This is a genomic window from Paenibacillus algorifonticola (genome assembly GCF_000971975.1).
GTDB lineage: Bacteria > Bacillota > Bacilli > Paenibacillales > Paenibacillaceae > Pristimantibacillus > Pristimantibacillus algorifonticola.
Window position 1 is genome coordinate 280,968 of sequence record NZ_LAQO01000001.1, and the last position, 25,405, is coordinate 306,372.

At 50.8% G+C, this 25,405-nt stretch carries 23 protein-coding genes and 1 pseudogene; 14 read left to right on the forward strand and 10 right to left on the reverse strand.

Annotated elements, in window-relative coordinates:
• The first annotated feature begins 106 nt into the window (after nt 1-106).
• Nucleotides 107-790, forward strand: a complete 684-nt coding sequence (locus WH37_RS08045) for a response regulator transcription factor (RefSeq protein ID WP_046230026.1) — start codon at nt 107-109, stop codon at nt 788-790.
• On the forward strand, nt 787-2,409 hold the full coding sequence (locus WH37_RS08050) for an ATP-binding protein (RefSeq protein ID WP_046230027.1): 1,623 nt from the start codon (nt 787-789) through the stop codon (nt 2,407-2,409). The genes WH37_RS08045 and WH37_RS08050 overlap by 4 nt, the downstream gene beginning before the upstream one ends.
• A gap of 67 nt (nt 2,410-2,476) precedes the next feature.
• On the opposite strand, the gene WH37_RS08055 is transcribed toward WH37_RS08050, so the two are convergent.
• Nucleotides 2,477-3,736, reverse strand: coding sequence for a purple acid phosphatase family protein (locus WH37_RS08055; RefSeq protein WP_046230028.1), 1,260 nt, complete (start codon nt 3,734-3,736; stop codon nt 2,477-2,479).
• Nucleotides 3,737-3,947: 211 nt separating this feature from the next.
• Here WH37_RS08055 and WH37_RS08060 point away from each other — a divergent pair, with 211 nt between their 5' ends.
• The 6 genes from WH37_RS08060 (at nt 3,948) to WH37_RS36330 (ending at nt 8,593) form a co-directional block, all read left to right on the forward strand.
• Entirely contained in the window at nt 3,948-4,661 is a 714-nt protein-coding gene (locus WH37_RS08060; RefSeq protein WP_046230029.1) for a polyphosphate polymerase domain-containing protein, read from the forward strand.
• Between the two features lie 3 nt (nt 4,662-4,664).
• Nucleotides 4,665-5,393: a DUF4956 domain-containing protein gene (locus tag WH37_RS08065; protein ID WP_046230030.1), complete on the forward strand. Its 729-nt coding sequence runs from the start codon at nt 4,665-4,667 to the stop codon at nt 5,391-5,393.
• An 18-nt stretch (nt 5,394-5,411) separates the two neighbouring features.
• Nucleotides 5,412-7,019, forward strand: a complete 1,608-nt coding sequence (locus WH37_RS08070; RefSeq protein ID WP_046230031.1) for a CotH kinase family protein — start codon at nt 5,412-5,414, stop codon at nt 7,017-7,019.
• 149 nt (nt 7,020-7,168) lie between these two features.
• Entirely contained in the window at nt 7,169-7,534 is a 366-nt protein-coding gene (locus WH37_RS08075; RefSeq protein ID WP_082110703.1) for a MarR family winged helix-turn-helix transcriptional regulator, read from the forward strand.
• The gene (locus WH37_RS08080; protein WP_231594158.1) at nt 7,531-8,298 is read left to right on the forward strand and encodes an epoxide hydrolase N-terminal domain-containing protein; all 768 of its coding nucleotides are present in this window, start codon (nt 7,531-7,533) and stop codon (nt 8,296-8,298) included. The genes WH37_RS08075 and WH37_RS08080 overlap by 4 nt, the downstream gene beginning before the upstream one ends.
• On the forward strand, nt 8,273-8,593 hold the full coding sequence (locus tag WH37_RS36330) for a hypothetical protein (protein WP_231594159.1): 321 nt from the start codon (nt 8,273-8,275) through the stop codon (nt 8,591-8,593). The genes WH37_RS08080 and WH37_RS36330 overlap by 26 nt, the downstream gene beginning before the upstream one ends.
• 97 nt (nt 8,594-8,690) lie before the next feature.
• On the opposite strand, the pseudogene WH37_RS08085 reads toward WH37_RS36330, so the two are convergent.
• Both WH37_RS08085 and WH37_RS08090 read right to left on the reverse strand, forming a co-directional pair.
• Nucleotides 8,691-9,086, reverse strand: a pseudogene (locus tag WH37_RS08085) (BclA C-terminal domain-containing protein); the annotation flags it as partial.
• A 167-nt stretch (nt 9,087-9,253) separates the two neighbouring features.
• On the reverse strand, nt 9,254-9,538 hold the full coding sequence (locus WH37_RS08090; protein WP_046230033.1) for a DUF4183 domain-containing protein: 285 nt from the start codon (nt 9,536-9,538) through the stop codon (nt 9,254-9,256).
• Between the two features lie 984 nt (nt 9,539-10,522).
• Here WH37_RS08090 and WH37_RS08095 point away from each other — a divergent pair.
• From WH37_RS08095 to WH37_RS08120, 6 genes are all read left to right on the forward strand, one after another.
• A complete protein-coding gene (locus WH37_RS08095; RefSeq protein ID WP_046230034.1) occupies nt 10,523-11,968 on the forward strand; it encodes a PTS mannitol transporter subunit IIBC in 1,446 nt (481 codons plus the stop codon).
• A 211-nt stretch (nt 11,969-12,179) separates the two neighbouring features.
• Nucleotides 12,180-14,231 carry a BglG family transcription antiterminator gene (locus tag WH37_RS08100; RefSeq protein WP_269431289.1) on the forward strand — a complete coding sequence of 684 codons (2,052 nt, stop codon included), beginning with the start codon at nt 12,180-12,182 and terminating at the stop codon, nt 14,229-14,231.
• Nucleotides 14,228-14,665 carry a PTS mannitol transporter subunit IIA gene (locus WH37_RS08105; RefSeq protein ID WP_046230036.1) on the forward strand — a complete coding sequence of 146 codons (438 nt, stop codon included), beginning with the start codon at nt 14,228-14,230 and terminating at the stop codon, nt 14,663-14,665. Before WH37_RS08100 ends, WH37_RS08105 begins: the two co-directional genes overlap by 4 nt.
• Nucleotides 14,662-15,813 carry a mannitol-1-phosphate 5-dehydrogenase gene (locus tag WH37_RS08110; protein ID WP_046230037.1) on the forward strand — a complete coding sequence of 384 codons (1,152 nt, stop codon included), beginning with the start codon at nt 14,662-14,664 and terminating at the stop codon, nt 15,811-15,813. Before WH37_RS08105 ends, WH37_RS08110 begins: the two co-directional genes overlap by 4 nt.
• Nucleotides 15,814-15,891: 78 nt before the next feature.
• Nucleotides 15,892-17,607: a phosphoenolpyruvate--protein phosphotransferase gene (ptsP, locus tag WH37_RS08115; protein WP_046230038.1), complete on the forward strand. Its 1,716-nt coding sequence runs from the start codon at nt 15,892-15,894 to the stop codon at nt 17,605-17,607.
• A gap of 46 nt (nt 17,608-17,653) precedes the next feature.
• Entirely contained in the window at nt 17,654-17,914 is a 261-nt protein-coding gene (locus WH37_RS08120) for an HPr family phosphocarrier protein (protein WP_046230039.1), read from the forward strand.
• Nucleotides 17,915-18,023: 109 nt separating this feature from the next.
• Here the strand turns inward: WH37_RS08120 and WH37_RS08125 are convergent, their stop codons facing one another.
• The 7 genes from WH37_RS08125 to WH37_RS08150 all read right to left on the reverse strand — a co-directional run bounded on the left by WH37_RS08125 (nt 18,024) and on the right by WH37_RS08150 (nt 25,399).
• Nucleotides 18,024-19,487, reverse strand: a complete 1,464-nt coding sequence (locus WH37_RS08125) for a sensor histidine kinase (protein WP_052736874.1) — start codon at nt 19,485-19,487, stop codon at nt 18,024-18,026.
• The gene (locus tag WH37_RS08130) at nt 19,480-20,163 is read right to left on the reverse strand and encodes a response regulator transcription factor (protein ID WP_046230040.1); all 684 of its coding nucleotides are present in this window, start codon (nt 20,161-20,163) and stop codon (nt 19,480-19,482) included. Before WH37_RS08130 ends, WH37_RS08125 begins: the two co-directional genes overlap by 8 nt.
• 291 nt (nt 20,164-20,454) lie before the next feature.
• Entirely contained in the window at nt 20,455-21,168 is a 714-nt protein-coding gene (gene eutC / locus WH37_RS08135) for an ethanolamine ammonia-lyase subunit EutC (protein WP_046230041.1), read from the reverse strand.
• A gap of 16 nt (nt 21,169-21,184) precedes the next feature.
• Nucleotides 21,185-22,549 carry an ethanolamine ammonia-lyase subunit EutB gene (eutB, locus tag WH37_RS08140; protein ID WP_046230042.1) on the reverse strand — a complete coding sequence of 455 codons (1,365 nt, stop codon included), beginning with the start codon at nt 22,547-22,549 and terminating at the stop codon, nt 21,185-21,187.
• Complete coding sequence (locus WH37_RS37010) at nt 22,546-23,352, reverse strand: ethanolamine ammonia-lyase reactivating factor EutA (RefSeq protein ID WP_269431279.1); 807 nt, start codon at nt 23,350-23,352, stop codon at nt 22,546-22,548. The genes eutB and WH37_RS37010 overlap by 4 nt, the downstream gene beginning before the upstream one ends.
• 44 nt (nt 23,353-23,396) lie before the next feature.
• A complete protein-coding gene (locus WH37_RS37015) occupies nt 23,397-23,987 on the reverse strand; it encodes an ethanolamine ammonia-lyase reactivating factor EutA (protein ID WP_269431280.1) in 591 nt (196 codons plus the stop codon).
• Nucleotides 23,984-25,399 carry an NAD-dependent malic enzyme gene (locus tag WH37_RS08150; protein ID WP_046230324.1) on the reverse strand — a complete coding sequence of 472 codons (1,416 nt, stop codon included), beginning with the start codon at nt 25,397-25,399 and terminating at the stop codon, nt 23,984-23,986. Before WH37_RS08150 ends, WH37_RS37015 begins: the two co-directional genes overlap by 4 nt.
• Nucleotides 25,400-25,405 lie beyond the last annotated feature (6 nt).

Here is a 25,405-nt window from a genome sequence, read left to right on the forward strand (position 1 = left end):
GAAGCAAAGCTGAAAATTTGCTTAAAACCACAGAATTCAGATGAAACTTTCGCCGAAACAGATAATAATGTAAGAAGCAACCGTTAGCAAAACTGGAGATGATAAGATGTCGGTAAAAGGAATTAGGCTGCTGCTTGTTGATGATGAGCCGCATATTGTGCAGTTTTTGGAGCTTGGCTTGCTGAATGAAGGTGCGGATGTTCGGACAGCCAGCAATGGCGAGGAAGCGATTATGGTCGCTAGCGACTTCAAGCCGCATGTTGTGATTTTGGATGTGATGATGCCGGGTATGAACGGCTTTGAAGTATGCCAGGCGCTTAAGGCAACGGGCGATAATATCGCCATTATTATGCTGACCGCCAAGGACGAAACGCAGGATCGCGTGAAAGGGCTCCGGATTGGCGCTGACGATTATGTCATTAAGCCATTCAGCTTCGAGGAGCTGCTTGCCCGCATTCAAGCGAGACTTCGCAATCAGTTTCCGAATTTGCTCGGGGAAGTTGTATACGGCCCGTTCCGCATCGACGATCTGCGCAAGGAGCTATCCTATATGGATCAAGTGCTGGAGCTGTCACCTACCGAATATGAGCTGCTGAAATTTATTGTCATGAATAACGGCATTGTGCTGAGCAAGGCGCTTATTTTGGACAAAGTATGGGGCTATCATTTTGGCGGCGAGGAAAACATTGTGGAGGTGTACATCCGTTCGCTTCGCGAGAAGCTGCAGGACAAAGAGCACCGGCTTATTCGTACACTGCGCGGCTCTGGCTATCGCATGGATTTTCCATGACAGGCCGAAAAGCTCCGCTGCTGCTGCGTCTCTTAAAGCCCGAATCGCTTCGCTACCAACTGCTCAGCCGCTCGCTGTTCGTACTGGCAGGGCTGCTTCTGTTAATTGGAACGCTGCAATACGTTTTAATGAAGGACTTTATTTATAATAATCGCGCCGAGGCATTGGAAGCGCAAATTCAGGCGATGCCTCGCCAGTGGCATTCAGACTACAAACCGGGTTACCCGAAAAAATCACCCTATAACGGTGATGAGACACCTAATGCTGCCACATCTTCACAACCGCCGGAGCCATCGGTAGAAAATCCATCTACTCAGCAAAACGGGCAGCCCCCCTCTTCCGATCCGGCCCGTTCACCTGACCCAAACGGGCAGCCTTCGCAGGAGAACCCAAGCAATATGCCTAATTTCACTCAGCCAGGACTATCTCTTGCCTACGTTAGCAACACAGGAGAACGGACGGTAATGACGACTAGCAGTGAAACTTGGACACCAGAGCTTAGCCAAGCGGAATACATGAAAATTTTAAAGGATCTGAAAAAACATCGCGAGGTCAGCTATCAGTTACTCAGCAACAGCGAAGGTGCACAGCAGCTTGTCGTCTTTCGGCTGGCCGGACCGCCCGATTCCCCAGATGGGCTCATTCAAGCAGGCAACGATACCGATCTGCTGCAAACGGTGCTCGCTTCGCAGCTCGCGATTTTCGCTGGGCTGTCTATTCTTGCCTTGGCAGGAGGCTTATCGCTGTATTTGCCGCTGCTGCGCAAGACGCTTGCGCCGCTGTCGCGCATCGTGAAGGCAGTGCAGCGCACAGATGCCATCAATCTCACCGAACGACTGCCTATTTCACAAGGACAGCAGGAAATCGATCTGCTTTCCGAAGCGTTCAACGGCATGCTTGGACGACTGGAAAGCTCCTTCGAGACGGAGCGGCAGACGACGGAGCGGATGCGGCGCTTTGTCGCTGACGCTTCGCATGAGCTGCGGACGCCGCTCACTTCTATTCATGGGTTTTTGGAGGTGCTGCTGCGCGGAGCCGCTTCAAATCCTGAGCAGCTGCACCGCGCCTTAACAAGCATGAAGCTGGAATCGACGCGCATCAACAAGCTGGTCGAGGATTTACTGCTGCTAGCCAAGCTTGATCAAGCGCCTGAGCTCGTTAAGGTCGATACGAGCCTGGACAAGCTGATTCACGAGTTGGAGCCGCAGCTGCATATTTTGGGAGGCCAGCGCAAGGTACTTATCGAAACCGCAAACGAGATAAGCGGACGGTATAATCCCGATCAGCTCAAGCAGGTGGTGCTCAATTTATTTTTAAATGCGGTCCAGCACACCGATGCCCAGCAGGGCAAAATAACGCTTAAGCTCGCAAAAGCGGGAGCCAAAGCCGTCATCAGCGTCACCGACAACGGAGCAGGCATTAAGCCGGAGCATCTCCCCCATTTGTTCGAGCGTTTTTATCGCAGTGAATTTTCCCGTACCCGTCTGAGCGGCGGAGCAGGCCTTGGGCTTTCAATTACGCAATCCATAGTTGAGGCCCATGGCGGTACGATTGAGGCGGCCAGCATCATCGGCGAGGGCAGCACTTTCACCGTCAAGCTGCCGTTAGAGGATGTATAGCTTGATCAGAACATAAGCAAACAGGGTGTCCCTCAAAGCCATGAACTGGCCGCCGGGACACCCTGTTTTATTTTTCACTTTGCAGCACGAACGCATCCAGCTTCTTGCGATCCACATCATAAGCCTCGTAAGTCAGCTTATCTCCTTCGATGGTAATGCCAGCAAACATTTGCTTATTATTTTGAAAATGAACCTTATGATAAAATTGATCCTCTTTCTTCTCATTAAACTTCTGCCCCGCTGCGTTAGTTACGACATAGACAGTGCCGCTTGATGTGCTGATGACACCCTCTCCATCCCCTGTAACCTTGCCAGCCTTCAGCGGATACGATCTTGCATATTCATGGTTATGCCCCTGAAGCACGAGATCAACTCCATATTTATCAAACAGCTTAACCCAATCATCGATTTTCTCGTATTGATTGCCGGCATAGGGGCCGCGATGCACCGACACAATAATCCAGCGTTTGTCTGTAGCCGCCAAATCCTTCTCAAGCCACTTCGTCTGCTCCTTCTTGTTCGATTCCGTGTTCAGCATGATGAAGTGCGCCGAGCCGTAGTCGTACGAATACGTCGTTCCCTCAATCGAGCCTTTCGCCCCATTGGTGGGCAAATTGAAATGAGAGATGAAATCGTCTGCGTTGTCATCAACCTCGTCATGATTGCCTGTAACTGGCATAAGCGGAAAGCGGGTAACCCACTGCTGCGACTTGCCAAAAAAGTTTTGCCACGCGATTTCATCCTCTGGATTTTCCGTCAAATCACCGTTATGCACAATAAACTGCGCGCCAGGAAATGTCGCAAACGCCTGATCCAGCGTATTTCCCCACAGCTCGAAATCCTGCTCCGTTATGCCTTGCGAATCCGTCACATTAATAAAAGTTAAATGATCCGCATCCTGCGCCTCCGTCATAAAATGGAACGCTTCGCTCCAGCCGCTCTCACTCCCGTCGCCCACGCGGTACGTATAGGCAGTGCCCGGCGACAGCCCCGTCAGCTCCAGCTTATGCACCCCTCTTACTGCGCCGCTGCCCGTATCCAGCGTTGCCGCCTTCCCTTCTAGGCGACTGACCTGCGTCCCCTCATCCGACAATTTCCCGGCATCCATTCCTTCGATCCATTCCAGCACCGTTCCCGCTTGCGGATTATCGGTGAACCAAGTGAATGCGCGGCTCGTTGCCGCATCCTCCTTAAAGGTCGTAACGACTGCATAAGGCCTACCAGCAGCCTTCTCTGTTGTCCCATCCGATTTCAGCCACTCTATTCCTGCAACAACGAGCAATAGTATAAGACAAAGGGCAATAATCCATATCCATTCCTTTTTCATCGCAATCTCCTTCCAAGGGCAGTTCATACCTGTACTGCCTTTTACGATAACGCTCCCGCACAAGGCAAGTCAAACGTTTCACTCGGCATTCAGCAATCTTTCAGCGGGCACTCATTTTCACATCAGCATCTAAATTTACAATAGCTTTACAAACAGCTTAGCCAATACACCATAACAGCTAAACGATTGATAGAGAGAAGGAGGGAGTAATATGCAGCAACATTTGAAGTTCCGGCATGAGCTGAAATTTATTATCAACCAGCATCAATATTTCATTATCCGGCAGCGGCTTAAAAATATGATGCAGCAGGACGCCAATGTCGGCGATACGGGCGAATACCACATTCGAAGCTTGTACTTCGACGATGTGAACAATAAAGCGCTGCATGAGAAGCTTGGCGGCGTACGTGACCGAAGCAAATATCGGATTCGCATTTACAATACGCAGGACAAGGTCATCCATTTTGAGAAAAAAATCAAATTCAAGGATTACATTGCCAAAGTCAAGGAGCCGCTTTCGCGGACTATGTATGACCAGATGATGGCTGGCGACTACGAGGTGTTCAACCGGCCCGATAAGCCGCTGCTTATGGAAATTTACAACGAGATGAAGCACCGGCTGCTACGCCCAAAGGTGATCGTTGATTATGTGCGCGAGCCTTACATTTACGAAAATGGCAATGTGCGAATTACGTTCGACAAGGATTTGCGAACAGGCCTGCATGCGCTGGACATTTTCGACCCGAATCTTGATCCCGTCATTGCTCTGGAAGATAACCGGATGATTCTTGAAGTGAAATTCGATGAATACATCCCGGCTTATATTAAAATCGCGCTCCAGCTCGAAGGGCTGAATCGCACCTCGGCATCCAAATACGTGATCTGCCGCAAATATCTTAAATTCAACACTTGGGAGGATTTTTAAACGATGGAGACAACTACTACGGCAGCTGCCGCAACTACTACAACGACAGAAACGTCTACCTCTTTTTCCGATATTATTAAAAACTCGGTGATGAGCAACTTTACTTCCGATATTAGCATTTCAAAAATACTCATAACGCTGGGCGTAGCTTTTCTGATCGGCTTCTTCATCTATACGCTGTACAAACGGATTTTCAGCGGCGTGCTTTATTCCAAAAGCTTCAACGTCTCGCTCATCGGCATGACGATGGTTACGGCTATGGTCATTATAGCGATCAACTCCAATCTGGTGCTCTCGCTCGGTATGGTCGGCGCATTATCCATCGTCCGCTTTAGAACGCCAATTAAAGATCCGACCGACCTGATTTTCCTGTTCTGGGCAGCGGTTGCCGGTATCGTATCGGGTGCAGGCTTCTATACGCTCGCTGTTATTGGCTCCGTTGTTGTCGGCCTCGTGCTCTTCTTCTTCGTAAAAGGCGGATCGGTTGAGCAGCCATACCTGCTTGTCGTCAACTGCGACAATGAAACGACGGAGAAAGAAATTCACAGCCGTCTGAACAAACTCGTCAAACGTTACAATGTGAAGCAAAAAAACGTTACACGCGGCAATGTAGAGATGACGATTGAAATCAGGCTTCGTGATCAGGAAGGTGCGTTTGTCAACCAGCTTTCCGAGCTTACAGGTGTCAAAAATGCCGTCTTGATTAGCTACAGCGGGGATTATGTATCTTAATAAAAGGAGGTTGCCGGCATGAAGGCAAAAGCTTCAACCTTGCTTCTAAGCCTGTGCTCCCTCCTTCTGCTCCTCACCATTACAGCCTGTACCAAGGGTACAGACTCTACTACAACGACAACGGAAACAAGCGTTGTTTCTGACGGGGAGCAGGCGCTGGATGAGACGGTTTTTCCCAAGGACAAGGTTATTGATGTAAAAATTACAGTGGACAAAGATGATTTTCAAAATATGCTGGACAATGCCAGCTCCGAGGAATTTAAGGAAGCGACTGTCGATTATAACGGCCAAGTGTTCAAAAATGTCGGCATACGCACGAAGGGCAATCTCAGCTTGAGCAGCGTCGTCAATATGACCGATTCTGATCGCTACAGCTTCAAGCTGTCTTTCGATGAGTATGTCAATCAGACGATTGAAGGCATTAGCAAAATCAATCTGAACAATAATTTCAGCGACGCCTCCTATATGCGTGAGTTCCTTTCCTATGAGCTTGCCGAATCAATGGGCTTGCCAACCCCTAAATACTCGTATGTGAATGTGTATGTAAATGGCGAGCTTTGGGGCTTTTATTTAGCCGTCGAGCAAATTGGCGAGGAATATTTGGACCGTAACTTCGGCAACAGCTACGGTGCGCTTTACAAAGCAAACGGCGGAACCGGCAGCGAGCTGAACTGGCTGGAGACGATTAAATCGTATACGGGGCTTGACCTCAAATCGGCTTCGTCCAATGACGATATTTTGCTGAAAATGCTCGATGAATTAAATAACGGAACGGACTATGACAGTGTTCTCGACATACAGGAAGTATTGAAGTTTATCGCCTTGAACGCGGTAGCGGGCAATATGGACAGCTATTTGTCGGAGAAAAAACATAACTACTATTTATATGAGGATGATGGCCTGTTCTCGATTTTGCCTTGGGATTACAATATGTCCTTCGGCGGCTTTGGCGGCTCAGGCGTGCTCATTGATGAACCGACATCCGGCACGCTGGCGGATCGGCCTCTCATCGCCAAATTGCTGGCAGTAGATGAATACAAGGAGCAATACCACGCGATTATAAAAGAAATGATCGAAGGATATTTGGCAGATGATACCCTTGCTGCCAGAGCTAAAGAAATATCCGAGCTGATTTCTCCTTATGTAAAAGCGGACCCTTCTTCCTTCTATTCTTATGAAGAGTATGAGCAGGGCATTACGACGGTGCTTTCCTTTGCAAGCACGCAGGTAGCAAGCGTCACGCAGCAGCTCGACGGAACAATCCCATCCTCTGGCGATGGCTCCGGCAGCGGCAGCAGCGGCTTTGGCGGTGTTGGCGGAGGCATGGGCGGCGGCGGTTTCCCTGGTGGAGGCAGCGCCCCAGCTGACGGCAATAACGGTGCGCAGCAAGGCGGTCAAGGCTTCGGTGGTGGAGGCTTTGGCGGCGGCGGACCTGGTGGCCAAGGCGGTATGGGCGGCCAAGGTGGCATGATGGCGCCACCGAATGGCATGGGCGGCGGCGGTCCCGGCGGTCAAAGCGCTCAGCCGCAAGGCAGCGCATCGGAAGCCATGACTGCAGGCATCGCCTTAATCATTTTAATCTTATCGAGTGTGTTCGTTATTTTCTACAACCGCAGAAGGCTGTAAACAGCCCTGTGAAACGGAGTGTAAAAAATCGCAGAATAAGCGATTTTTTACGCTCTTTTCTTTTGTTACGGCTGCCCTGCCCTCGCTATCAAGCGGTTCCCGGCTCATTTACATTAGATATTTATATAAGTAAGTGATGCAATTTCGTCATGGAAACTAAAACTGACCCAACTGATTTGAACGTTCGTAACTTCGCCCTGGTGATCGAGGACTTAACAAAAATTTTTATTCGATTGCCATCCATTGAAAAATTAAGCTTCACCACGCTATCGGTGCTGCACACGCTGTCGCACAAAAGCCCGATGCGACTGAATGAGCTGATAGCTACTGAACAGGTTACACAATCAGCAATCACGCAGCTAGTAACGCGTCTAGAGCGCGACGGATTAGTTGAACGTCGATCAGATCCAACCGATGGCCGTGCAGTGCTGGTTCACATTACAAGTCAAGGCGCGAAGGTCATCGATTCACGCCGAATAGATCGAATTACGCAGATCAAGGAGGAACACGCATGACAGAATCCGCTTTTGCGCTTGAACCCACACCGATTTACGTTTCAGAGGACCTGCTTACAGATCTCAATACAAGGCTGAAATCTACCCGATGGCCTCTTGGCAATGGCAATGAAGACTGGTACTATGGCGTGAGCAGGAGCTACCTCGCGGAGCTCGTCGACTACTGGATCAATGAATTTGACTGGCGCAAATCCGAAGCTGCGATCAACGCCTATGAACACTACAAAATAAAAGTTGACGAAGTTCCTATACACTTTATGCGAAAGCCCGGTGTTGGACCAAATCCCACTCCGCTAATACTGACTCATGGTTGGCCGTGGACTTGGCATACACTCATGACCGATATTCTCGGTTATAAAAAATACGCCGCAGCGGGGTGCGACGTTGGTGCTCTCGTGACTGGTCAACTTGGCCACAAATATAATGACGAACTCTATGCCATCCACATTGGCTCCGCACAGAAGCTCAGCCTATTCAACGGTGCTCGCGCATGGGATCTCAGCGGTGGGCGGCCAATCCCTGACAACATTCCTGATGAGGTTCGCAGCAAAATACTGGAATTTGATCACCGTTTTGCATCGCATCTTGCCGTACATGTTCTCGATCCGAGTACACTCGCCTTCGGATTGAGCGACTCGCCAGTTGGAATGCTCGCATGGATTTTGGAACGATGGGCCAGATGGAGCAGCAACGACGGCAATGTCAAGAATGTCTTTACAAAGGATGACATTCTTACACATGCGACCATCTTTTGGGGTAAATAATGCCATCGAATCTTCAATGCGCTTTTACGCAAACGCAAATCGATACCCGTGGACGCCAACTCACGACCATTGGCCTGTCGTTAAAGCGCCCACCGGCATTACCTTCGTAGGCTACGAGAACCCGTCAGGCGTCACAACCGGGAACAGAGTTGAGAACTTCCTCAGCAGCGACCGTGCACCTTGGTACAATCACGTTAACATAACAGCCCATGAACAAGGCGGCCACTTCATACCTTGGGAAATTCCGGGCAACTGGGTCGATGACCTGCGCCGAACCTTCCGCGGACGACGATAATTGTATGCCTAGTTCATATCTTTTGTGCATCCATTGCATCGACCGTTCGATCTAAAATGCAAACAAGATGTTCACATTTCATCAATATTATTAGAAGCTAACTTAATTTTTTGATGACAACAGAAGCGTTTACGTTTGTTTGTGTACCACCGGCCAAAGTCTGAAGGCTAACCGCAGCAGCTGAACTATGATTTCTCAGAGTAAGAACATCACCGGCCGCTAGAGCAATTATAGCCTGCCCATTGTTTTGCTGAGTGCCGGCACCTGAACCATATACAGTTCCCGTAACCAGCGTGCCATTTAAAAATAGGGCGAATTGGTTGGGTTCTGCACACGTCACGGAAAAAGTAACCTCATATTTTCCCGGATTGCTAACTGCAATTTGTGCGGTTCCGGGGTCATGTGTGATTCCAGGTGAAAGAATGCCATTTGAATCAAAAATAATATCAGTTTCTACAGGAACAGTTTGAGCACCTACATTATAAATAACACCGGAAATTATGGGGGGAATGATAGGGTATATAATCGCCATTCATTTTCACTTCCTTTATTTGTTTTTCAAGTAGATATGTACGAAAATAATATCCCCAAAAGCATTTAAAAAGACAATACCGACAATCCAAAACAATATAATTGTCGGCATCTCATCAATAAAGATGATTAGTTTACAACAAATTCGACTACAATTGTTGTCGCAGGATCGAGTGTATCACCACCAGGTATCGTAATCGCAGTGGTGGTAACGGTTGAAGTATCCGCTGTTTGAATCTGCGCATTAATATAAAGATTATAATAGGCGGGTGCAGTTGGAAAGGCTGTGGCAGCAACTCCGGCATCATTGGTGGTGGCTGTTGCAAGAATATTATATGCAACGCCGACACCTGTTCCGTCTCCAATTGTAGCAGTAAACCTTCGAGCAGCCATAAAGGGTTTTGTAATTGCCATTTATATCACCTCCCTTCTTCAATCTCTACTAGTAAATGACAGAGATAGATTAAAGGGAAGGGCGGATCATCTGATTAAACGCACATTTTATAAGGTTACTTGAGCAAAAAATTGAATGATTTCGAGAATAATAGGCGTACCTAAAAAATAGTTTGATTGTTTAGATTAATGTTCAAGGCACTGAATATTTGAGGTCACAATACTCGCGGAGCCGTTACAATATTTTCCAGCTGTGTACAAGCAACACGTTTAAAATTTTTTCTGGATAAAATAAACTTTTTACGTTCTTTTTTCTTCTCAGAGGGCAAACAATAATTGTTTTCTTTTTAAAATCTTTTTTCCGACCAGTATTAGAGTTCATCACTTTCCGTTTAGCTGTTATACGTATTTTCTTTTTTTGACGATACATTTCTTATTACGTGCATGCTTTCTTGTTACTGAAGTCATTCCATTTTTATTATGGATATTGACACTCTACAAGCTAAACATCTCCCTATACAACAATTGTATATTATGAGATTTCTCTATTGAAGGTATAGACTTTTAACTAATAACTATATAGACGTTAATCTATTTTACTGAAAATAGGTGTCAGACTACTTGTCTTTATATTCCTAGTCTACAACTTTATTTATTGTGAACACCATTTCAGATTACTCTGGAAAATAGACGTACTTTTTTTACCTTCCAACGTTCAAACATTCGCCTTTTCAATTGATAAATGATCATTTTTTGGCGAATCATTAGAATACCCCCTTTATTTCTGCCAAAATAAATACTGTCAACAGCGCTCATGACGCTTTCTTCTTTTCCTTTCATTGCGACTGTAAACGCTATACATTAACATGATTATAAACCCGTTTGTTAACAGCTACATGAAAAACGGTGAAAACTTGTTGCGCGTGATGATCGCTTCGTTCATTCATATACCCGCGCCTATCGAAGCTGTTATTGCTTCGCAATTCATTGAGGAGGAGTCATGTCATGAGTAGTCAAGAAGTACAACAATCGTCATCCGGCGGCGTAAAGGTAGGGGTGCAGAAATTCGGCCGGTTCCTAAGCGGAATGGTTATGCCGAATATCGGTGCATTTATTGCCTGGGGGATTATTACGACCCTGTTCATCCCGACCGGCTGGTTTCCAAATGAAGATTTGGCAACGCTTGTTGGCCCAACCATTACTTATTTGCTGCCGCTCCTGATCGGTTATACAGGTGGTAAAATGGTTCACGGCACTCGGGGCGGCGTCATCGGTGCCATGGTCACGATGGGCGTTATTCTCGGATCGGACATTACCATGTTCCTTGGAGCCATGATCGTAGGTCCGCTGGCCGCATGGATTTTGAAAAAATTTGACCAATCGCTGGAAGGCAAAATTCCCTCTGGCTTCGAAATGCTTATCAACAACTTTTCTTCCGGCATCATTGGCGCGGCGCTCTCTATTGGGGCATACAAAGGTGTTGGCCCGCTCGTTACCGCATTCAGCAAGCTGATTTCTTCCGGCGTTGAATTTCTCATCAACCACGGCCTGCTGCCGCTGGCGAACATTTTAATTGAGCCGGGTAAAATTTTGTTCCTGAACAATGCGATTAACCACGGTATTTTAAGTCCAATCGGGCTTGAGCAATCGCTTGCTACTGGCAAATCCATTATGTTCATGCTGGAGTCGAATCCAGGTCCTGGTCTTGGTATTTTGCTCGCTTATTGGCTGTTTGGCAAAGGCGCAGCGAAAGGCTCTGCTCCAGGCGCTATCATCATTCAGTTTTTCGGTGGTATTCACGAAATTTATTTCCCGTACGTCCTGATGAATCCGCGCCTCATTCTTGCGGTTATCGGCGGCGGCATGGCTGGTACGTTCACCTTCTCCCTGCTGGGCGCAGGCCTTACAGCCGCTCCTTCACCAGGAAGTATTCTCGCTTATTTTGCCCTTGTGCCTAAAGACGGCTACTTTGCTATGATTAGCGGCGTTGTCGTTGCGGCGGCGGTATCATTCGTAATCGGTGCGCTTCTGCTGAAAACAAGCAAAAACGCTCAAGGCGATATTGAGGAAGCAACGACTAAAATGCAAGATATGAAAGCCTCGTCCAAAGGAGCTGAAACGGCTGGTGCTCAAGCTGTCACAGCTTCCGCAGCCGCTAACACGGTGAAATCGAAAGACGATGTGAACAAAATTATTTTTGCCTGCGACGCTGGAATGGGCTCTAGTGCAATGGGCGCTTCCATTATGAAAAAGAAAGTCAAAGCAGCTGGTCTTTCTATACAGGTGACCAACACGGCGATTAACGATCTCCCTTCCGATGCGGATATCGTCATTACCCATAAATCGCTGACTGAACGGGCGCGCCTCAAAGTTCCTGGAGCTGAGCACATCTCCATTGAAGATTTCTTGAAGAGCCCCGAGTATGATGCTTTGATCAAAAGATTAAGCTAAGCGTAAACGGCTGAAGCTGCCCTTTGGCGGCAAAGCTGCCGTTTCGAGGGTGAAATATAAGTCCATTTATAAGTGTGAGGCTTATAAATTCTTATATTTTAAACGAAGCAAGCCTAGACTTTGCGCTTAACGCTGACATTTAATGTCGGCGTTAAGTCCATTTCCCGGATAAGGATGATCTCCTATCAAAGTATCGACGAGACAGCGACGTATTGTAGAGCTGCTTCTGGAGCAGCGGGATGAAATAACAGCGGCCGATATTGCCGCTGAGGTAGGGGCAAGCACCCGAACGATTCACCGCGAGCTGAGTGACATTGAGCTTGTGCTAGCTGCCAATCATATCAAGCTGCATAAGCGTTCCGGAATCGGGATCAAAATTGAAGCGGACAGCGAGAGACTGGAGCGTTTTAAGCAAGCGCTTGAGCATGCGGATCTGTTTGAATATTCAGCTGAGGAACGCAAGGCGCTTATATTGTGCAGGCTGCTTAAGCATACCGAGCCGATCAAACAATTTTCGCTCTCCCACCAGCTGCGCGTTACGATGCCAACGATTAGCCATGATCTTGACGAGCTGGAGCAAATGATTCGCGATCACGGGCTGACACTCGTGCGCAGGCGCGGCTACGGCGTAGAAATAAGCGGACCAGAGCCAGCAAAAAGGCTGTTTATTGCTTGGCTCGCGCAAACTCATCTGGACGAATCCGACCTGTTCGGCCAAGCCCAGGAAGCCGTCGCCTTGCATCCTTTATCGAAAGAGCTGCTGGCGATGGTTGGCAGGAAGCATTTTTTCTCCCTGGAGCAGGCGTTTTGGAAGCTGGAGGATGGCTGGCAGCTGCAATTATCAGAAAAAGAGCATTTAAATCTGCTCATTCGGCTTGCTGTCACGATGACGCGAATTCAGGAAGGCCATTTGGTTCCACCGCATGTGAACGGAGCTCTGCCCTCCTACTCAGCGAGAGGGGGAAGCAAAGCCGAGGAACTGCTGCGCATGCTTGCAATGGACCTGCCTTCTGAGGAAGTCCGCTATATCGCCAAGCTGCTAAAAGCTACCGATTCGACTGAAGAAGATGGACTGCTGCTCGCCCAAGGAGATTGGACGCTCAGTGCAAGTGTAACGAAGCTGATCGCTTTTATGGAGGAGCAGCTCGGCGAGCCTTTTACTGAGGACCGTTCACTTAGAGAAGGTCTGCAGCAGCATATGCTCCCTGCTTTTCGCAGAATCGAGGAAGGCAGCATGATTCGCAATCCGCTGCTCGCGCAAATTAAGAAAGATTATGAATTGCTGTTTACCCTTATTCGCAAAGGCGTTAATGCTATTGTAAGCACAATTGAAGTGCCTGATGAGGAAATTGGCTATATGGTCATGCATTTTGGCGCCTCCATGGAACGGCTCAAGCAGTTTCCGCGAAAAGTTAGAGCGGTGCTTGTCTGCACCAGCGGTATCGGTTCGTCAAAGCTGCTTGCCGTTAGAATTAGCAAGGAGCTGCCGCAAATTGAGCTGATTGGCAATCGGTCTTGGTACGAAGCGGCTCGCATGCCGGAGCAGCAATACGATCTTATTATTTCGACGGTTGATTTGCCGATAGCTGCCGAGCGTTATATTAAGCTAAGTCCCCTGCTGCTGGAGGCGGAAGTAGAACGGCTGCGGTCCTTTATTCAAAATATTACGCTCAAGCATGCTCCCTCGCCCAATACGCCGGAAACGAGCAGCCACTCGCCGCTGGAGCGGTTAATGCAGTTAAAAATGTACGCCTCTGATGCGGTTATGCTGCTGGAAACCTTTCAGGTTTATACGATGCCGGAACGGCCTGGCCTGCCTCGAGACGATTTAACGGACGTCACCGAGGAGCTTATTGAAAGCATTCGGCACTTGCATGCGGTGACCGACGAGCAGAAGGTCGTTCACCTGCTGTTGACACGGGAGCAGCATGGCAGCCAGGTTATTCCGGACACGGAGCTGGCGTTGTTCCATACCCGCTCTGATGCGATTGCCTTTCCTGTGCTCAGCCTATTTCGATTTAATGAGCCGCTGCCATTTGGAGACAGCAGCGCTGCTCCAGTGAAGCAGATTTTAATGATGCTTGGCCCTGCCGAGCTTCGTCGTACCGCTCTGGAGATTTTGAGCGAGGTGAGCGCGATGCTGCTGATGACGGAGCTGACAGAGCTGCTCAAGCACGGCAGCGCAGCGGAAATTCAAGCATTTATTTCCTTTCACCTAGAGAAAGAAATCAAATTCAAACTGGATTGGAGAAATGAGCCATGACTATTTTATCTACAGACAAAGTGAAATTGAACGTCCAAGTTAACGACAAATATGAAGCAATCCGCCTTGCAGGACAGCTGCTCGTTGAAGCAGGCCATGTTCCGGCGTCCTATGTTGACAAAATGATTGAGCGCGAAGAGCTGCTCTCGACTTATATTGGCGGCGGACTTGCGATGCCTCACGGCACAAATGATTCCAAAAGCCTCATCCACTCGACGGGCATGTCGATTCTAATCGTGCCTGGCGGAGTAGATTTTGGCGGCGACGAGCCAGCTAAACTCGTCATTGGCCTGGCAGCAGTCGGCGATGACCATCTGAACATTTTAACGAGCGTTGCGATGCTTGTATCCGAGGAAGACGATATGGAGCGGATTTTGAACGCCAGCTCCGAGGCCGAGCTCATCGCTATTTTTGAGCAGGGTATGGAAGAATGAGGGCCGTCCATTTTGGCGCAGGCAACATCGGGCGAGGCTTTATTGGCCTCCTGCTCTCACAAGCAGGCTGCAGCGTCACTTTCGTCGATGTAAATGCCTCACTCGTCGCGCTGCTGCAGGAAAAGCAGCAATACACCGTTAAGCTTGCCAGCGAGCAAGCAGAGTCGTTCACCGTTTCGGGCGTCAATGCGATTAACGGCAATGATACGGCGCTTGTTGCCGCAGCGATTGCCGAGGCAGACCTCGTCACGACAGCAGTCGGCGTGTCAGTCCTGAGGCATATTGCCGGAGCCATCGCTGAAGGCATCACGCTTCGTCTCGCGAAGAACCCGGCGGCAGCCGCTTCTCTTTTGCCTATTATCGCCTGTGAGAATGCGATTGGCGGCAGCACGCAGCTGGGGGAGCTTGTTTATTCCCATCTGGCCGCTGAGGTTAAAGCACAGGCGGAGCAAGCTATTGCTTTTCCAGACGCGGCCGTTGACCGCATCGTTCCGCTTCAGCAGCATGACGATCCGCTGCAAGTGACGGTTGAGCCTTTTTATGAGTGGACGGTTGACCGCTCGGCGCTGCCGCAAGGAACGCCGGAAATTCCCGGCATCCATTATGTTGACCAGCTCCAGCCCTATATCGAGCGCAAGCTGTTCACCGTCAATACCGGACATTGCGTTGCCGCTTATCATGGCTATTTGCAAGGGTATGCCACTATTCAGGAAGCGATGCAGGACGCCGCTGTCCGCAGTGAAGTCGAGGGCGCGCTTAAAGAGACGGGCGCGATGCTTGTTCGTACTTACAGCTTCTCGGAAAGCGAGCATCAAGCGTATATTGAGCAAATTTTAGAGCGTTTTATTAATCCTTATTTGACGGATGAAGTGGTGCGTGTCGGGCGTTCGCCGATTCGCAAGCTGTCGCCGGATGACCGTCTCGTGCGGCCCGCGCTGCTCGCCTTCGAGCTCGGACTGCCTACTGCACATTTGACAAAAGCGATGGCCGCAGCGCTGCGCTTTGCCTATACTGAAGATCCCGAAGCTGCGGAAATTCAGGCAGCTCTCGCAAGCTCCACACTCAGCGAGGTTATTGCCCATTATACGTCGCTGCCGGCGGAACACCCGCTGCACGCGCAAATCGTAGAAGCCTACAGCAAGCTGTAATCATTTTTAAAACAAACGGCTCCCGGTTCAAGTCAAGTAGCCAAGGAGTCAAAGAGTCAAGGAAAGGAATGAGGTTGCATGACGGCATTAAGGAAAGGTACGGGTGCATCGCCAGGACTCGCGGCAGCTCCCGCCTACTTTATTCATCAAGACCACTATACGCCGAAAAAGCTTGAAGCCGTAAATACGACAGGGGAAATTCAACGTTTTCGCAGCGCAGTAGCCCAGGCGCAGGAAGAAATTGAAGCGATCAGAGTTTCTACGGAGCAAAAGCTTGGTGCAGATAAAGCCGAAATTTTTGAAGGCCATCTAATGATTTTGGAAGACCCTGATTTCATTGATGCTACAGAGGAAAAAATAAGCGACGAAGGCATTAACGCTGAATATGCCCTTCATGAAGTATCGACTTCCTTCATTGAATTATTGCAAGCAATGGAGGATGAGCTGCTTCAAGGCCGAGCCGTCGATATTAAAGATGTGGCGGGCCGCATTATGAGCCATTTGCGCGGAGTGCCCCATCTCGATCTAGCGAATATGACCGAGGAATGTATTATTATTGCCGAGGATTTGACGCCTTCGGATACAGCGCAGCTCAATTTGGACGTCGTGCGCGGCTTCATTACCGAAATCGGCAGCCGTACTTCCCATTCGGCCATTATGGCGCGAACGCTGGAAATTCCGGCAATCGTAGGCGTCGGCTCCGCCCTTCGCTCATTGCCGGCGGATGCTTTTATCGCAATGGATGCCGAAGCTGGCTCCATCATTATCAACCCGTCCGCAGACGAGCTTGCTGCCTTCCAGCAGCAAAAGCAGCAATATGACACGTTTAAAGCCGAGCTGACCAAGCTCAAGGATCAGCCAACCTTTTCTAAGGACGGCAAGCAGGTTGAGCTCGCGGCCAACATCGGGAAGCTGGAGGATGTACAGCGCGCGCTCGATAATGGCGCCGAAGGCATCGGCTTGTTCCGCACCGAGTTTCTTTATATGGGACGCAGCTCGCTGCCTACTGAAGAGGAGCAATATACCAGCTACAAATATGTACTTGAAAAAATGAACGGCAAGCCCGTCGTCATCCGCACGCTCGATATTGGCGGCGACAAAGAGCTTCCTTACATGGATTTGCCGAAGGAAAGCAATCCATTCCTTGGACAGCGTGCGCTCCGGCTTTGCCTCGATCGCCAGGATATTTTCCGCACGCAGCTGCGCGCTCTGCTTCGTGCCAGCAGCCACGGCAATCTTAAAATCATGTTCCCGATGATTGCGGTCATCGAAGAGCTGCTTGAGGCGAAAAAACTACTTGCCGAAGAGCAGGCAAAGCTTGCTGACGAAGGCATTGCTGTTGCAGACCGCATTGAAGTCGGCATGATGGTTGAAATTCCGTCCGCTGCTGTGTCCGCTGATCTGTTCGCGCCAGAGGTTGATTTTTTCAGCATCGGGACGAACGATTTGATTCAATATACGATGGCGGCGGACCGGATGAACGAGACGGTATCTTATTTGTATCAGCCATGGCATCCTTCGATTTTGCGCCTCATCAACATGGTGATCAAAGCCGCGAAGCAGGAAGGCAAATGGGTTGGCATGTGCGGGGAAATGGCTGGCGATACGACGGCCATTCCACTGCTGCTTGGGCTTGGGCTGGATGAATTCAGCATGAGCGCTGGCGCAATTTTGCAGGCTAGACAGCTCGTTGGCGAGCTGGAGCAGGCCGAGTGGGCTGCCTACGCTGAGCAGGCGCTTCGCATTCGCAGCTATGAGCAAGTGACCGCTTTCGTCCAACAAAAACGGAAATAAAGATTAGCCCAATAATAAAATATATCCGAAATGGAGTGATCTCCTCATGATCAGTCAAACGTTTACGATTCTTAACCCAACAGGTTTTCACGTTCGCCCGGCTAAAACATTCGTTCAGGCCGCAAGCGCATTTCCCTGCAAAATTTCCGTCCTGAACAAGGGCAAAAAAGTAAATGGGAAAAGCTCGCTCAGCATGCTGACGCTCGGTATTGCCATGAACGAGGAAGTGACGCTGGAGATCGACGGCGAGCAGGAAGCCGAAGCGATGAAGGTGCTTGGCGATTTGCTGACGCAAATTCACGAATAAGCGGAATAGCGTCCAACCGTTTATTGAAAAAGAGAGGAGGCCGTTTGCTTAGGTTTAAGCCTAAGCAAACGGCCTCCTCTCTTTTTTCGTTCAAGCCTGCCTCTCCCGCTCATTTGAAGGCAACTGGAATCATCACATAGAAGGTGCTGCCTTTGCCAACCTCAGGCCATACGCCAATTTTGCCCTGATGGGCTTCCACAATTTGCTTGGCAATTGCGAGTCCCAGCCCATGGCCGGACGTTCGCCGCGTTCGCATCTTATCCGTCCGATAGAAACGGTCAAATATGCGGGCAGCTTCTGCCGCTTTAATACCCGGCCCTTTATCCCGCACCGTCAGCCTCAGCAAGCCCCGACGCTCCGAGGCTGACGCGCTTAGCTGGACGATAATACGTTCTCCCTCAGGCGAAAACTTAATCGCATTATCGAGTAAAATATACAGCACCTGCTTCATGCGCTCCGCGTCGCCACGCATCATCGTCTGATTTGGCGCTTCCAGCTCAAGACGTATGCTTCTGGAAGCGGCCAACGTCTCCATCGATTGAACTGTCTTTTCGGCAATGGGGCGAAAATCAAACATTTTATGCTCCAGTTCAAGCTCACTTGCATCCGAACGGGCCAGCAGCAGCAAATCACCAACCAGCCGCGTCATCCGCTTCACTTCATCCTTCATCGTCGCAAGCGTCTTAGAAACAAAATCATTTTCGTTTCCTGCAGCTGTCCCGAATCGGGCTGCACCTGAGGCATCTTCAAGCTCCATATGAACGAGTCCAGCACTTTCATCATTGCTGCCGGAGCTCTCCTGCTCCAGTTCAAGCGCGTTGATCGACATCAGCAGCACGCTCAGCGGCGTACGGAGCTCATGCGACGCATCCGCTGTAAAGGTGCGCTGCCGATCGTACGATTCGGCAATGGGCAGCATGGCGCGGTACGACATATATCGGCCAATTAGAAAAGCGACAATCGTAAACGAAGCCGCGACGCCTATGAGAATGCAGAGCAGCCATTGAAACAGCGAATGCTGCTGGGAAATATTTTTCGCCACATAAAAAATGCTGGAGCTGCCTTGTCCGGTCAGAACAGGCTTGCCCGCAATCATTAATGAGAGCTTGCCTGCCGGCGGCTTCGAGCCTGGCTTGCTGTCCGCTGAAGCCGTATCGGTCGAGATCGTCTCATAACTGACTTCTCCATTGCCCGGCTTCCAGCCCTGGATTAGTCCCAGCAGCTCCGGCCTCAAGAACGGAAATACCTCTTTGCCCGCAATCAGGCTGCCTTCCGCATTGACTAAATAATAAAAAAACTGGTCATTGCCAAAGCCAAGCAAGTTGCGATCGTTCAAATCAATTTCTTCAGCCTGCCGATTGTCTTTCATCTGCTTCTCAATAACGTTCGTCGATTGATCGAGAAACGACAGCAGGTCCTTCTTCTGCTCATTGTAAATGACAAACGACAGTAGCCAGTACACAACGACGACAAACACAGCGAGAAACAGCGACAACAGACCGACATACAGCAGCGTCAGCCGCGCCTGCGTCTGCGCAAACACATCTGTATTTTTAAACAAACGGTTAATCATCGAATTTGTACCCAACGCCGCGGATGCTCTGGATTTTATCCGCCTTGCCGAACGGCTCCAGCTTTTTGCGCAGCAGCTTGACGGTAGCATCGACGGTCTTTGGCGCCACATCGGCATCATAGCCCCAAATCCGCTCTAAAATCAGCTCGCGCTGCATCACGCTTCCCTTGTTACGCAGCAGCAAATCCAGCATTTGAAATTCGCGTGGGCTAAGTGCCCCTTCCTGCTCTCCCTGCTTCAACAACTGCGTGCTACGGTTCAGCGTCATATCGCTAATTTGGACAATTTCCTCCAGAAGCGGCGCAAAATTGCGACGGCCCAGCGCCCGCAAACGGGCCAGTAGCTCGAACAGCTCAAACGGCTTGACCAAATAATCATCCGCCCCAGAGTCAAGGCCTTCTATACGATCCTGCAGCGTATCGCGTGCCGTCAGCATCAGAATCGCTCCGCTGTAGCCTTGCTCCCGCAGTTTCCTGCATACTTCAACTCCGCTCATGCCCGGCATCATCCAATCGAGCACTACGACTTCATAATGCGCCGCAAACGTATAATCATAAGCATCCTCGCCATCCTGCACCCAATCAACCTGATGGTAGCCGGATTTCTCAAGCATCTGTACAATTAGCCCGCCCAGCCGCTCATCATCTTCGGCTAGCAAAATATGGCCTTGCAGCATACTATCCCTCCTTGTATCGCCTTGTCCGTATGTTATGCTTTTTCCAGCGTTTCACGCAGTCCCGGCTCTAACGCCTTCTATGTTTGACAGGGTTAGCAACCAGTTTACACTGTGAAAATGTACAAGCTATGAACGAGGCTGATGTAAAAAATGGAAGCTGCTATCCAAACAACACCCAAACCAAAAAGCCGGAAGGCTCTGCACGCGGCCTCCAGCTTACAGAAGCCTGCGCCAGAACGTTCCGGCTTTCAGCATACGATTCTTGAACCTGCTCCACATTCAAATTCAAACTTAGATGATAAATCCGATCCCGCTCTTGCGCTGCTCTAGCATTTTGCGCAGAACGGAGCCAATATGGGCCCCTGCTTCAACGGGCGGCGTACCTCTTGCATGAATATTGGAAATAACCGTTCGCTCCGAATCCTTCCTCCCCGGATAGGGGCGGTAGCACATATAGGCGCTCATTGAAGTTGCCGCCGCAAGGCCGGGGCGTTCTCCAATGAGAAGGACAAGCGACTCCGGCTCCAAAATCCGCCCGATATCGTCCATACAACCAACCCGCGCCCCTCTGACGTAGAAGGGCGTTCCCGCCGTTAGCCCGTTTGCTTCCAATGAATCCATCAAAGCAGGCAAAATATCAGGCAGATTGGCATCGACCGCCTTGGCGCTCAGCCCATCCGCCACGACGACCTGCACTTGGGGTCGCCTCAAGCAGCGCTCCGCTATTGCCGCGCTCCCCTCCGCGGACAGCAGCCTGCCTTTATCGGGCCGCTTCAAATATAATTCTTTGTCTTGAAACTGAGTATCAACGGTAAACAATTCGAATTCCGCAAGCAATGCCGGAGATACTTCCCCGTATACCGCATCCACCGCATGGGCATGATCCAGCCTCAGCTTCAGCACTTCCTGCGTAAGCGCACGAGTACCTGTGCGGCCAACTCCAATTCGGGCTGGCGAGTGGGCAGCAAGTCTTTCAAAGATTTCGGCCTGCCTTTGTCGATCCATTAGATGGCCTCCTCTCTCAATAGACGAACCGGATGGCATCTCCCGCCTCAGCAGTAAGCCTGCCGTCCCGCATGACGCCGACGCTTTCCAGCCATGCTTCAAACGCAGGGGCCGGCTTCATCCGCAGCGTCTCGCGCACAGTTGCAATGTCATGATAGCTTAACGACTGGTAGTTCAGCATACAGTCATCCGCTAGCGGAACGCCAATAACGAAGCTGACTCCGGCAGATGCGAGTAAAATGCTCAAATTATCCATATCATTCTGATCGGTCTGCATATGGTTCGTATAGCAAATGTCGCAGCCCATCGGCAGCCCGTGAAGCTTCGCCATAAAATGATCCTCAAGCCCCGCGCGGATGACCTGTTTGCTGTCATACAAATATTCAGGACCGATAAAGCCGACAACCGTGTTGACGATAAACGGGTTAAACCGTTTCGCAAGGCCGTAGCATCTTGCTTCCAGCGTAACCTGGTCGATGCCGAAATGCGATTCCGAAGACAGCTCGGAGCCTTGCCCCGTCTCGAAATACCAGCGGTTCGGCCCCTCAGCCGTGCCCCGTGCGCGAATTAAAGCATCCGCTTCCTCAAGCAGCGCCAGATCGATGCCAAAGCCGCGATTGCCCTCCTCGGTTCCGGCGAGGCTCTGGAAAAGCATATCTGCCGGGGCCCCCTCCTCCACTGCCCGCATTTGCGTCGTGATATGGGCGAGCACACAGTTTTGGGTTGGAATCGACCAGCGGTCAATGACCTCCTTCGTCGCATAGAGCAGCGATTTCATATTTTCAACCGCATCCGTCGCCGGGTTGATGCCAATGACCGCATCGCCGATGCCGTAGCTGAGCGCCTCGAACAGCGAGGCCTTCATGCCGCCAACATGGTCGGACGGGTGATTCGGCTGGGCGCGGGAAGCAAGCGTTCCCTTATAGCCAATTGTCGTCCGGCAGGTTGTCAATATTTCCATCCGCGAAGCCGCCTGAATTAAATCCAGATTGGACATCAGCTTGCATACCGCCGCTATCATTTCACTCGTCAAGCCCGAGCCGACGCGCAGCAGCTCGCTGCCTGTCGTATCGGAGCGAAGCAAATACTCACGCAGCTCGCCGACCGTAAAGCTGGAGAACGCCTGATAGACGTCCTCGGCAAGATCCTCCTCAATCAGACGAGAAACCTCGTCCTTATCTGGGCATAGCAGTGGATTTTCCCGAATATCCGCGAGGCGCAGCTCCGAGAGCACATATTTGGCGGCAACCCGTTCCGCCGCATCGGCTGCGGCAATGCCTGCCAGACGGTCTCCCGATTTCTCTTCGTTTGCTTTGGCCAACACCTCTTTCAAATCATGGAAGGAGTAATTCCGGCCTTTCAGTGTAACGGATAACTTCATGCTTGCTCCTCCCCGCTCTCCCGCCGGTGAAACACCAGCGTTTTCATGATAACCGGAACCATGTCCTCCTTTATTGGAAGGCCAACGTCAACGTAATCGCCGTCAGCAGCGTTTAACTGATCAACGCATACGAGCCGCAGCTTGCCGCGCAGCCGCTTCACAAGCGCATGTCCAAGCGCCTTGGCCATATCATTTTGGCAAATGACAAGCAGCACTGAAGCCCCCGGAGCTGCGGCCGCATACTCGGCGCACAGCACTTCTGCCAGCTTTTGCAGGCGAATGTACGAGCAAACTCCGCCGCCTTGCAGAGCCAAAGCAAAGGGCGGATCGGTCATGCCGCTGCCGTATAAGCCAGCAGCCAGCTTCATACTCGCCCGTACCGCCTGCTCCAGCTTGTCATCAGCTGGCGGCAAGCGGCAAATGCCAACCGGAATGTTGCGCAGCGGCAGCGCCTCCAAATCATAATACAGCGTCGCTCCGCTCACCTCCGTCATATGTGTTCCCGCGCCAATGACCGTTGCGCGGGCCGCCTCTTCCGCTTGCCTGACCGGCACCTCATGCCTGGTTGCTAATTGCGCCAGCTGCGCCCCCAGCTCCGGCCCGATATCACCATATTTAGCTATTTCCTCCATTGTAAGGGAAGCTGACACATCCATCAATGCTCCCACGCCGCCGGAAATCAAAATTTCGTCCGGCAGCGGCAGTTCACCGGCAAGCGGCGCGACAAGCAGCGCATCCGTTTCCAGACCGTAGCCGCCCGCCTGTCCGCCTGATACGACGCACGAATACAAATGCTCTGCCATTCGCTTGCACAACAGACGCAAAGCTGCGAGCGGAAACAGACTACCTATCGCGGGCAGCTCGCTTGCATAGCCCTGCTGCTCTGCCCAGAGCCGCCAATATGCAGCGTCACCGTCCCTATCATTGCGCCATCGCGGTAATAGGCCGCATTTGCCGTTCCGCCGCCGACGTCCACATTGACAATTATGCCTGGCTGCCGCGCTGAGCGGGCAGCTGCTCCCGAGCCTCGCCCGGCTAGCAACGATTCCAGATCCGCGCCTGCTGTTGCGACGACGAATTGTCCGGCATGCCCAGCCATCGCATGTACAATTTTCTCGGAATTGTCCTTCGTCGCCGTCTCGCCCGTAATGATAACTGCTCCAGTCTGCACGTCCTGCGGCTTAATGCCAGCCTGTTGGTATTCCCGCTCCAGCAGAGAGGATAAAGCTTGCAGATCAATTTCGGATTCGCTTAGCAGTGGAGTAGGAAATACCGGACTTTCATAAGCCAGTCTTCGCTCGGTTATTTCATAGCGCGGCAATGAAAAGCCGCCAGAGATCTCCTCAACCTTAAGCTTCGAAACAATCCACTTGGTCGTGCTTGTGCCCAAATCGATGCCTACACTCGTCAGCCATTTCTCCCGCGCCATGTGGCTCATGCCATCTTCCAGCCAATTTCTGGCGGTATCCGGCGGGCGCATCCCGTCGAGATGGCAGCTTCAATAACGGCTAGCCGCACTTTAGCAACGACCTGCTCATTAAAAATGCTCGGAATAATGTATTGCTCATTAAGTTCCCCATCAGAGACGACCGAAGCAATGGCCCGCGCCGCTGCCAGCTTCATCGCTTCATTAATATGTCGTGCCCGGCAATCCAGCGCGCCCCGGAAAATACCGGGAAACACAAGCACATTATTAATTTGATTTGGCAAATCGCTGCGTCCCGTTGCAAAAATGCGAACGTGCGGCAACGCTTCCTCCGGATCGATTTCCGGCATGGGGTTCGCCATCGCAAACACAATGCTGTCCTTCGCCATCGTCCGTATATGTTCGCTATTCAGCAAGCCGCCCCGCGATACGCCGATGAACACATCCGCTCCGGCCAGCAGCTCCTTCAAACTTCCGGGAGCGCCCTCAACCTGTGGCTGCGTCGCCAGCCACTGCCACATCGAATTGTCATAGGAGCCGCCAAAGACGATAGCGCCGTCCAGATCGATCGGCACGAGACGGCTCGCTCCTGCGGCAAGCAGCATTTTACAAATCGATACGCCTGCCGCTCCAATGCCGTTCACCACAATTCGCACATCCGCGAGCTGCTTCCCCGTTACCTTGAGCGCATTCAGCAGGCCAGCCATCACAACGATAGCCGTACCGTGCTGGTCGTCGTGAAACACCGGAATATCCAGTTCCTCCACTAGCCTGCGTTCAATCTCAAAGCAGCGGGGCGAAGAAATATCCTCAAGATTAATGCCGCCAAAAATCGGGCTGACCGCTTTAATCGTGCGAATCAGTTCCTCCGTGTCCTGCGTATCCAGGCAAAGCGGGAACGCATCTACATCCGCAAGCTGCTTGAACAGCATCGCTTTGCCTTCCATAACGGGAGCAGCAGCATAGGGGCCGATGTCGCCAAGCCCCAGCACCGCCGTTCCGTCGGTAATAACCGCAATCGTATTGCGCTTGATTGTCAGCGAATACGCCTTATCCGGGTTTTCATGGATGGCCTTCGACACTTTGGCCACTCCGGGCGTATAAACCTTGGAAAGATCATCCCGATTTTTGACCATTAGCTTAGGGCTTGTAGCAATCTTCCCGCCCAAATGGGCGAGAAATACCGGGTCCGAAACATGGATCAGCTTCGTCCCTTGCAGCTCTTCCAGCCGTCTGAGCAAGGGGCTCTCATCTGAATCATTAATATGAACTGTAATGTCGCGTACCGACATGTCCTTGCCGGAGCGAATGACATCAATCGATGTCATATCGCCGCCGGCATGGCTGACCTGAGAGGCAATCTCGCCGAATTGCACAAGTCGATGATCCATCTCCAACCTTATAATCAAACTGCTAATCGTCATGTATGC

Excerpts from the sequence above, each read along its gene's own strand:
- WH37_RS08045 (WP_046230026.1), top strand. The coding sequence starts at position 107 with ATGTCGGTAAAAGGAATTAGGCTGCTGCTTGTTGATGATGAGCCGCAT.
- WH37_RS08050 (WP_046230027.1), top strand. The coding sequence starts at position 787 with ATGACAGGCCGAAAAGCTCCGCTGCTGCTGCGTCTCTTAAAGCCCGAA.
- WH37_RS08055 (WP_046230028.1), bottom strand. The coding sequence starts at position 3,736 with ATGAAAAAGGAATGGATATGGATTATTGCCCTTTGTCTTATACTATTG.
- WH37_RS08060 (WP_046230029.1), top strand. The coding sequence starts at position 3,948 with ATGCAGCAACATTTGAAGTTCCGGCATGAGCTGAAATTTATTATCAAC.
- WH37_RS08065 (WP_046230030.1), top strand. The coding sequence starts at position 4,665 with ATGGAGACAACTACTACGGCAGCTGCCGCAACTACTACAACGACAGAA.
- WH37_RS08070 (WP_046230031.1), top strand. The coding sequence starts at position 5,412 with ATGAAGGCAAAAGCTTCAACCTTGCTTCTAAGCCTGTGCTCCCTCCTT.
- WH37_RS08075 (WP_082110703.1), top strand. The coding sequence starts at position 7,169 with ATGGAAACTAAAACTGACCCAACTGATTTGAACGTTCGTAACTTCGCC.
- WH37_RS08080 (WP_231594158.1), top strand. The coding sequence starts at position 7,531 with ATGACAGAATCCGCTTTTGCGCTTGAACCCACACCGATTTACGTTTCA.
- WH37_RS36330 (WP_231594159.1), top strand. The coding sequence starts at position 8,273 with ATGCGACCATCTTTTGGGGTAAATAATGCCATCGAATCTTCAATGCGC.
- WH37_RS08090 (WP_046230033.1), bottom strand. The coding sequence starts at position 9,538 with ATGGCAATTACAAAACCCTTTATGGCTGCTCGAAGGTTTACTGCTACA.
- WH37_RS08095 (WP_046230034.1), top strand. The coding sequence starts at position 10,523 with ATGAGTAGTCAAGAAGTACAACAATCGTCATCCGGCGGCGTAAAGGTA.
- WH37_RS08105 (WP_046230036.1), top strand. The coding sequence starts at position 14,228 with ATGACTATTTTATCTACAGACAAAGTGAAATTGAACGTCCAAGTTAAC.
- WH37_RS08110 (WP_046230037.1), top strand. The coding sequence starts at position 14,662 with ATGAGGGCCGTCCATTTTGGCGCAGGCAACATCGGGCGAGGCTTTATT.
- ptsP (WP_046230038.1), top strand. The coding sequence starts at position 15,892 with ATGACGGCATTAAGGAAAGGTACGGGTGCATCGCCAGGACTCGCGGCA.
- WH37_RS08120 (WP_046230039.1), top strand. The coding sequence starts at position 17,654 with ATGATCAGTCAAACGTTTACGATTCTTAACCCAACAGGTTTTCACGTT.
- WH37_RS08125 (WP_052736874.1), bottom strand. The coding sequence starts at position 19,487 with ATGATTAACCGTTTGTTTAAAAATACAGATGTGTTTGCGCAGACGCAG.
- WH37_RS08130 (WP_046230040.1), bottom strand. The coding sequence starts at position 20,163 with ATGCTGCAAGGCCATATTTTGCTAGCCGAAGATGATGAGCGGCTGGGC.
- eutC (WP_046230041.1), bottom strand. The coding sequence starts at position 21,168 with ATGGATCGACAAAGGCAGGCCGAAATCTTTGAAAGACTTGCTGCCCAC.
- eutB (WP_046230042.1), bottom strand. The coding sequence starts at position 22,549 with ATGAAGTTATCCGTTACACTGAAAGGCCGGAATTACTCCTTCCATGAT.
- WH37_RS37010 (WP_269431279.1), bottom strand. The coding sequence starts at position 23,352 with ATGGCAGAGCATTTGTATTCGTGCGTCGTATCAGGCGGACAGGCGGGC.
- WH37_RS37015 (WP_269431280.1), bottom strand. The coding sequence starts at position 23,987 with ATGAGCCACATGGCGCGGGAGAAATGGCTGACGAGTGTAGGCATCGAT.
- WH37_RS08150 (WP_046230324.1), bottom strand. The coding sequence starts at position 25,399 with ATGACGATTAGCAGTTTGATTATAAGGTTGGAGATGGATCATCGACTT.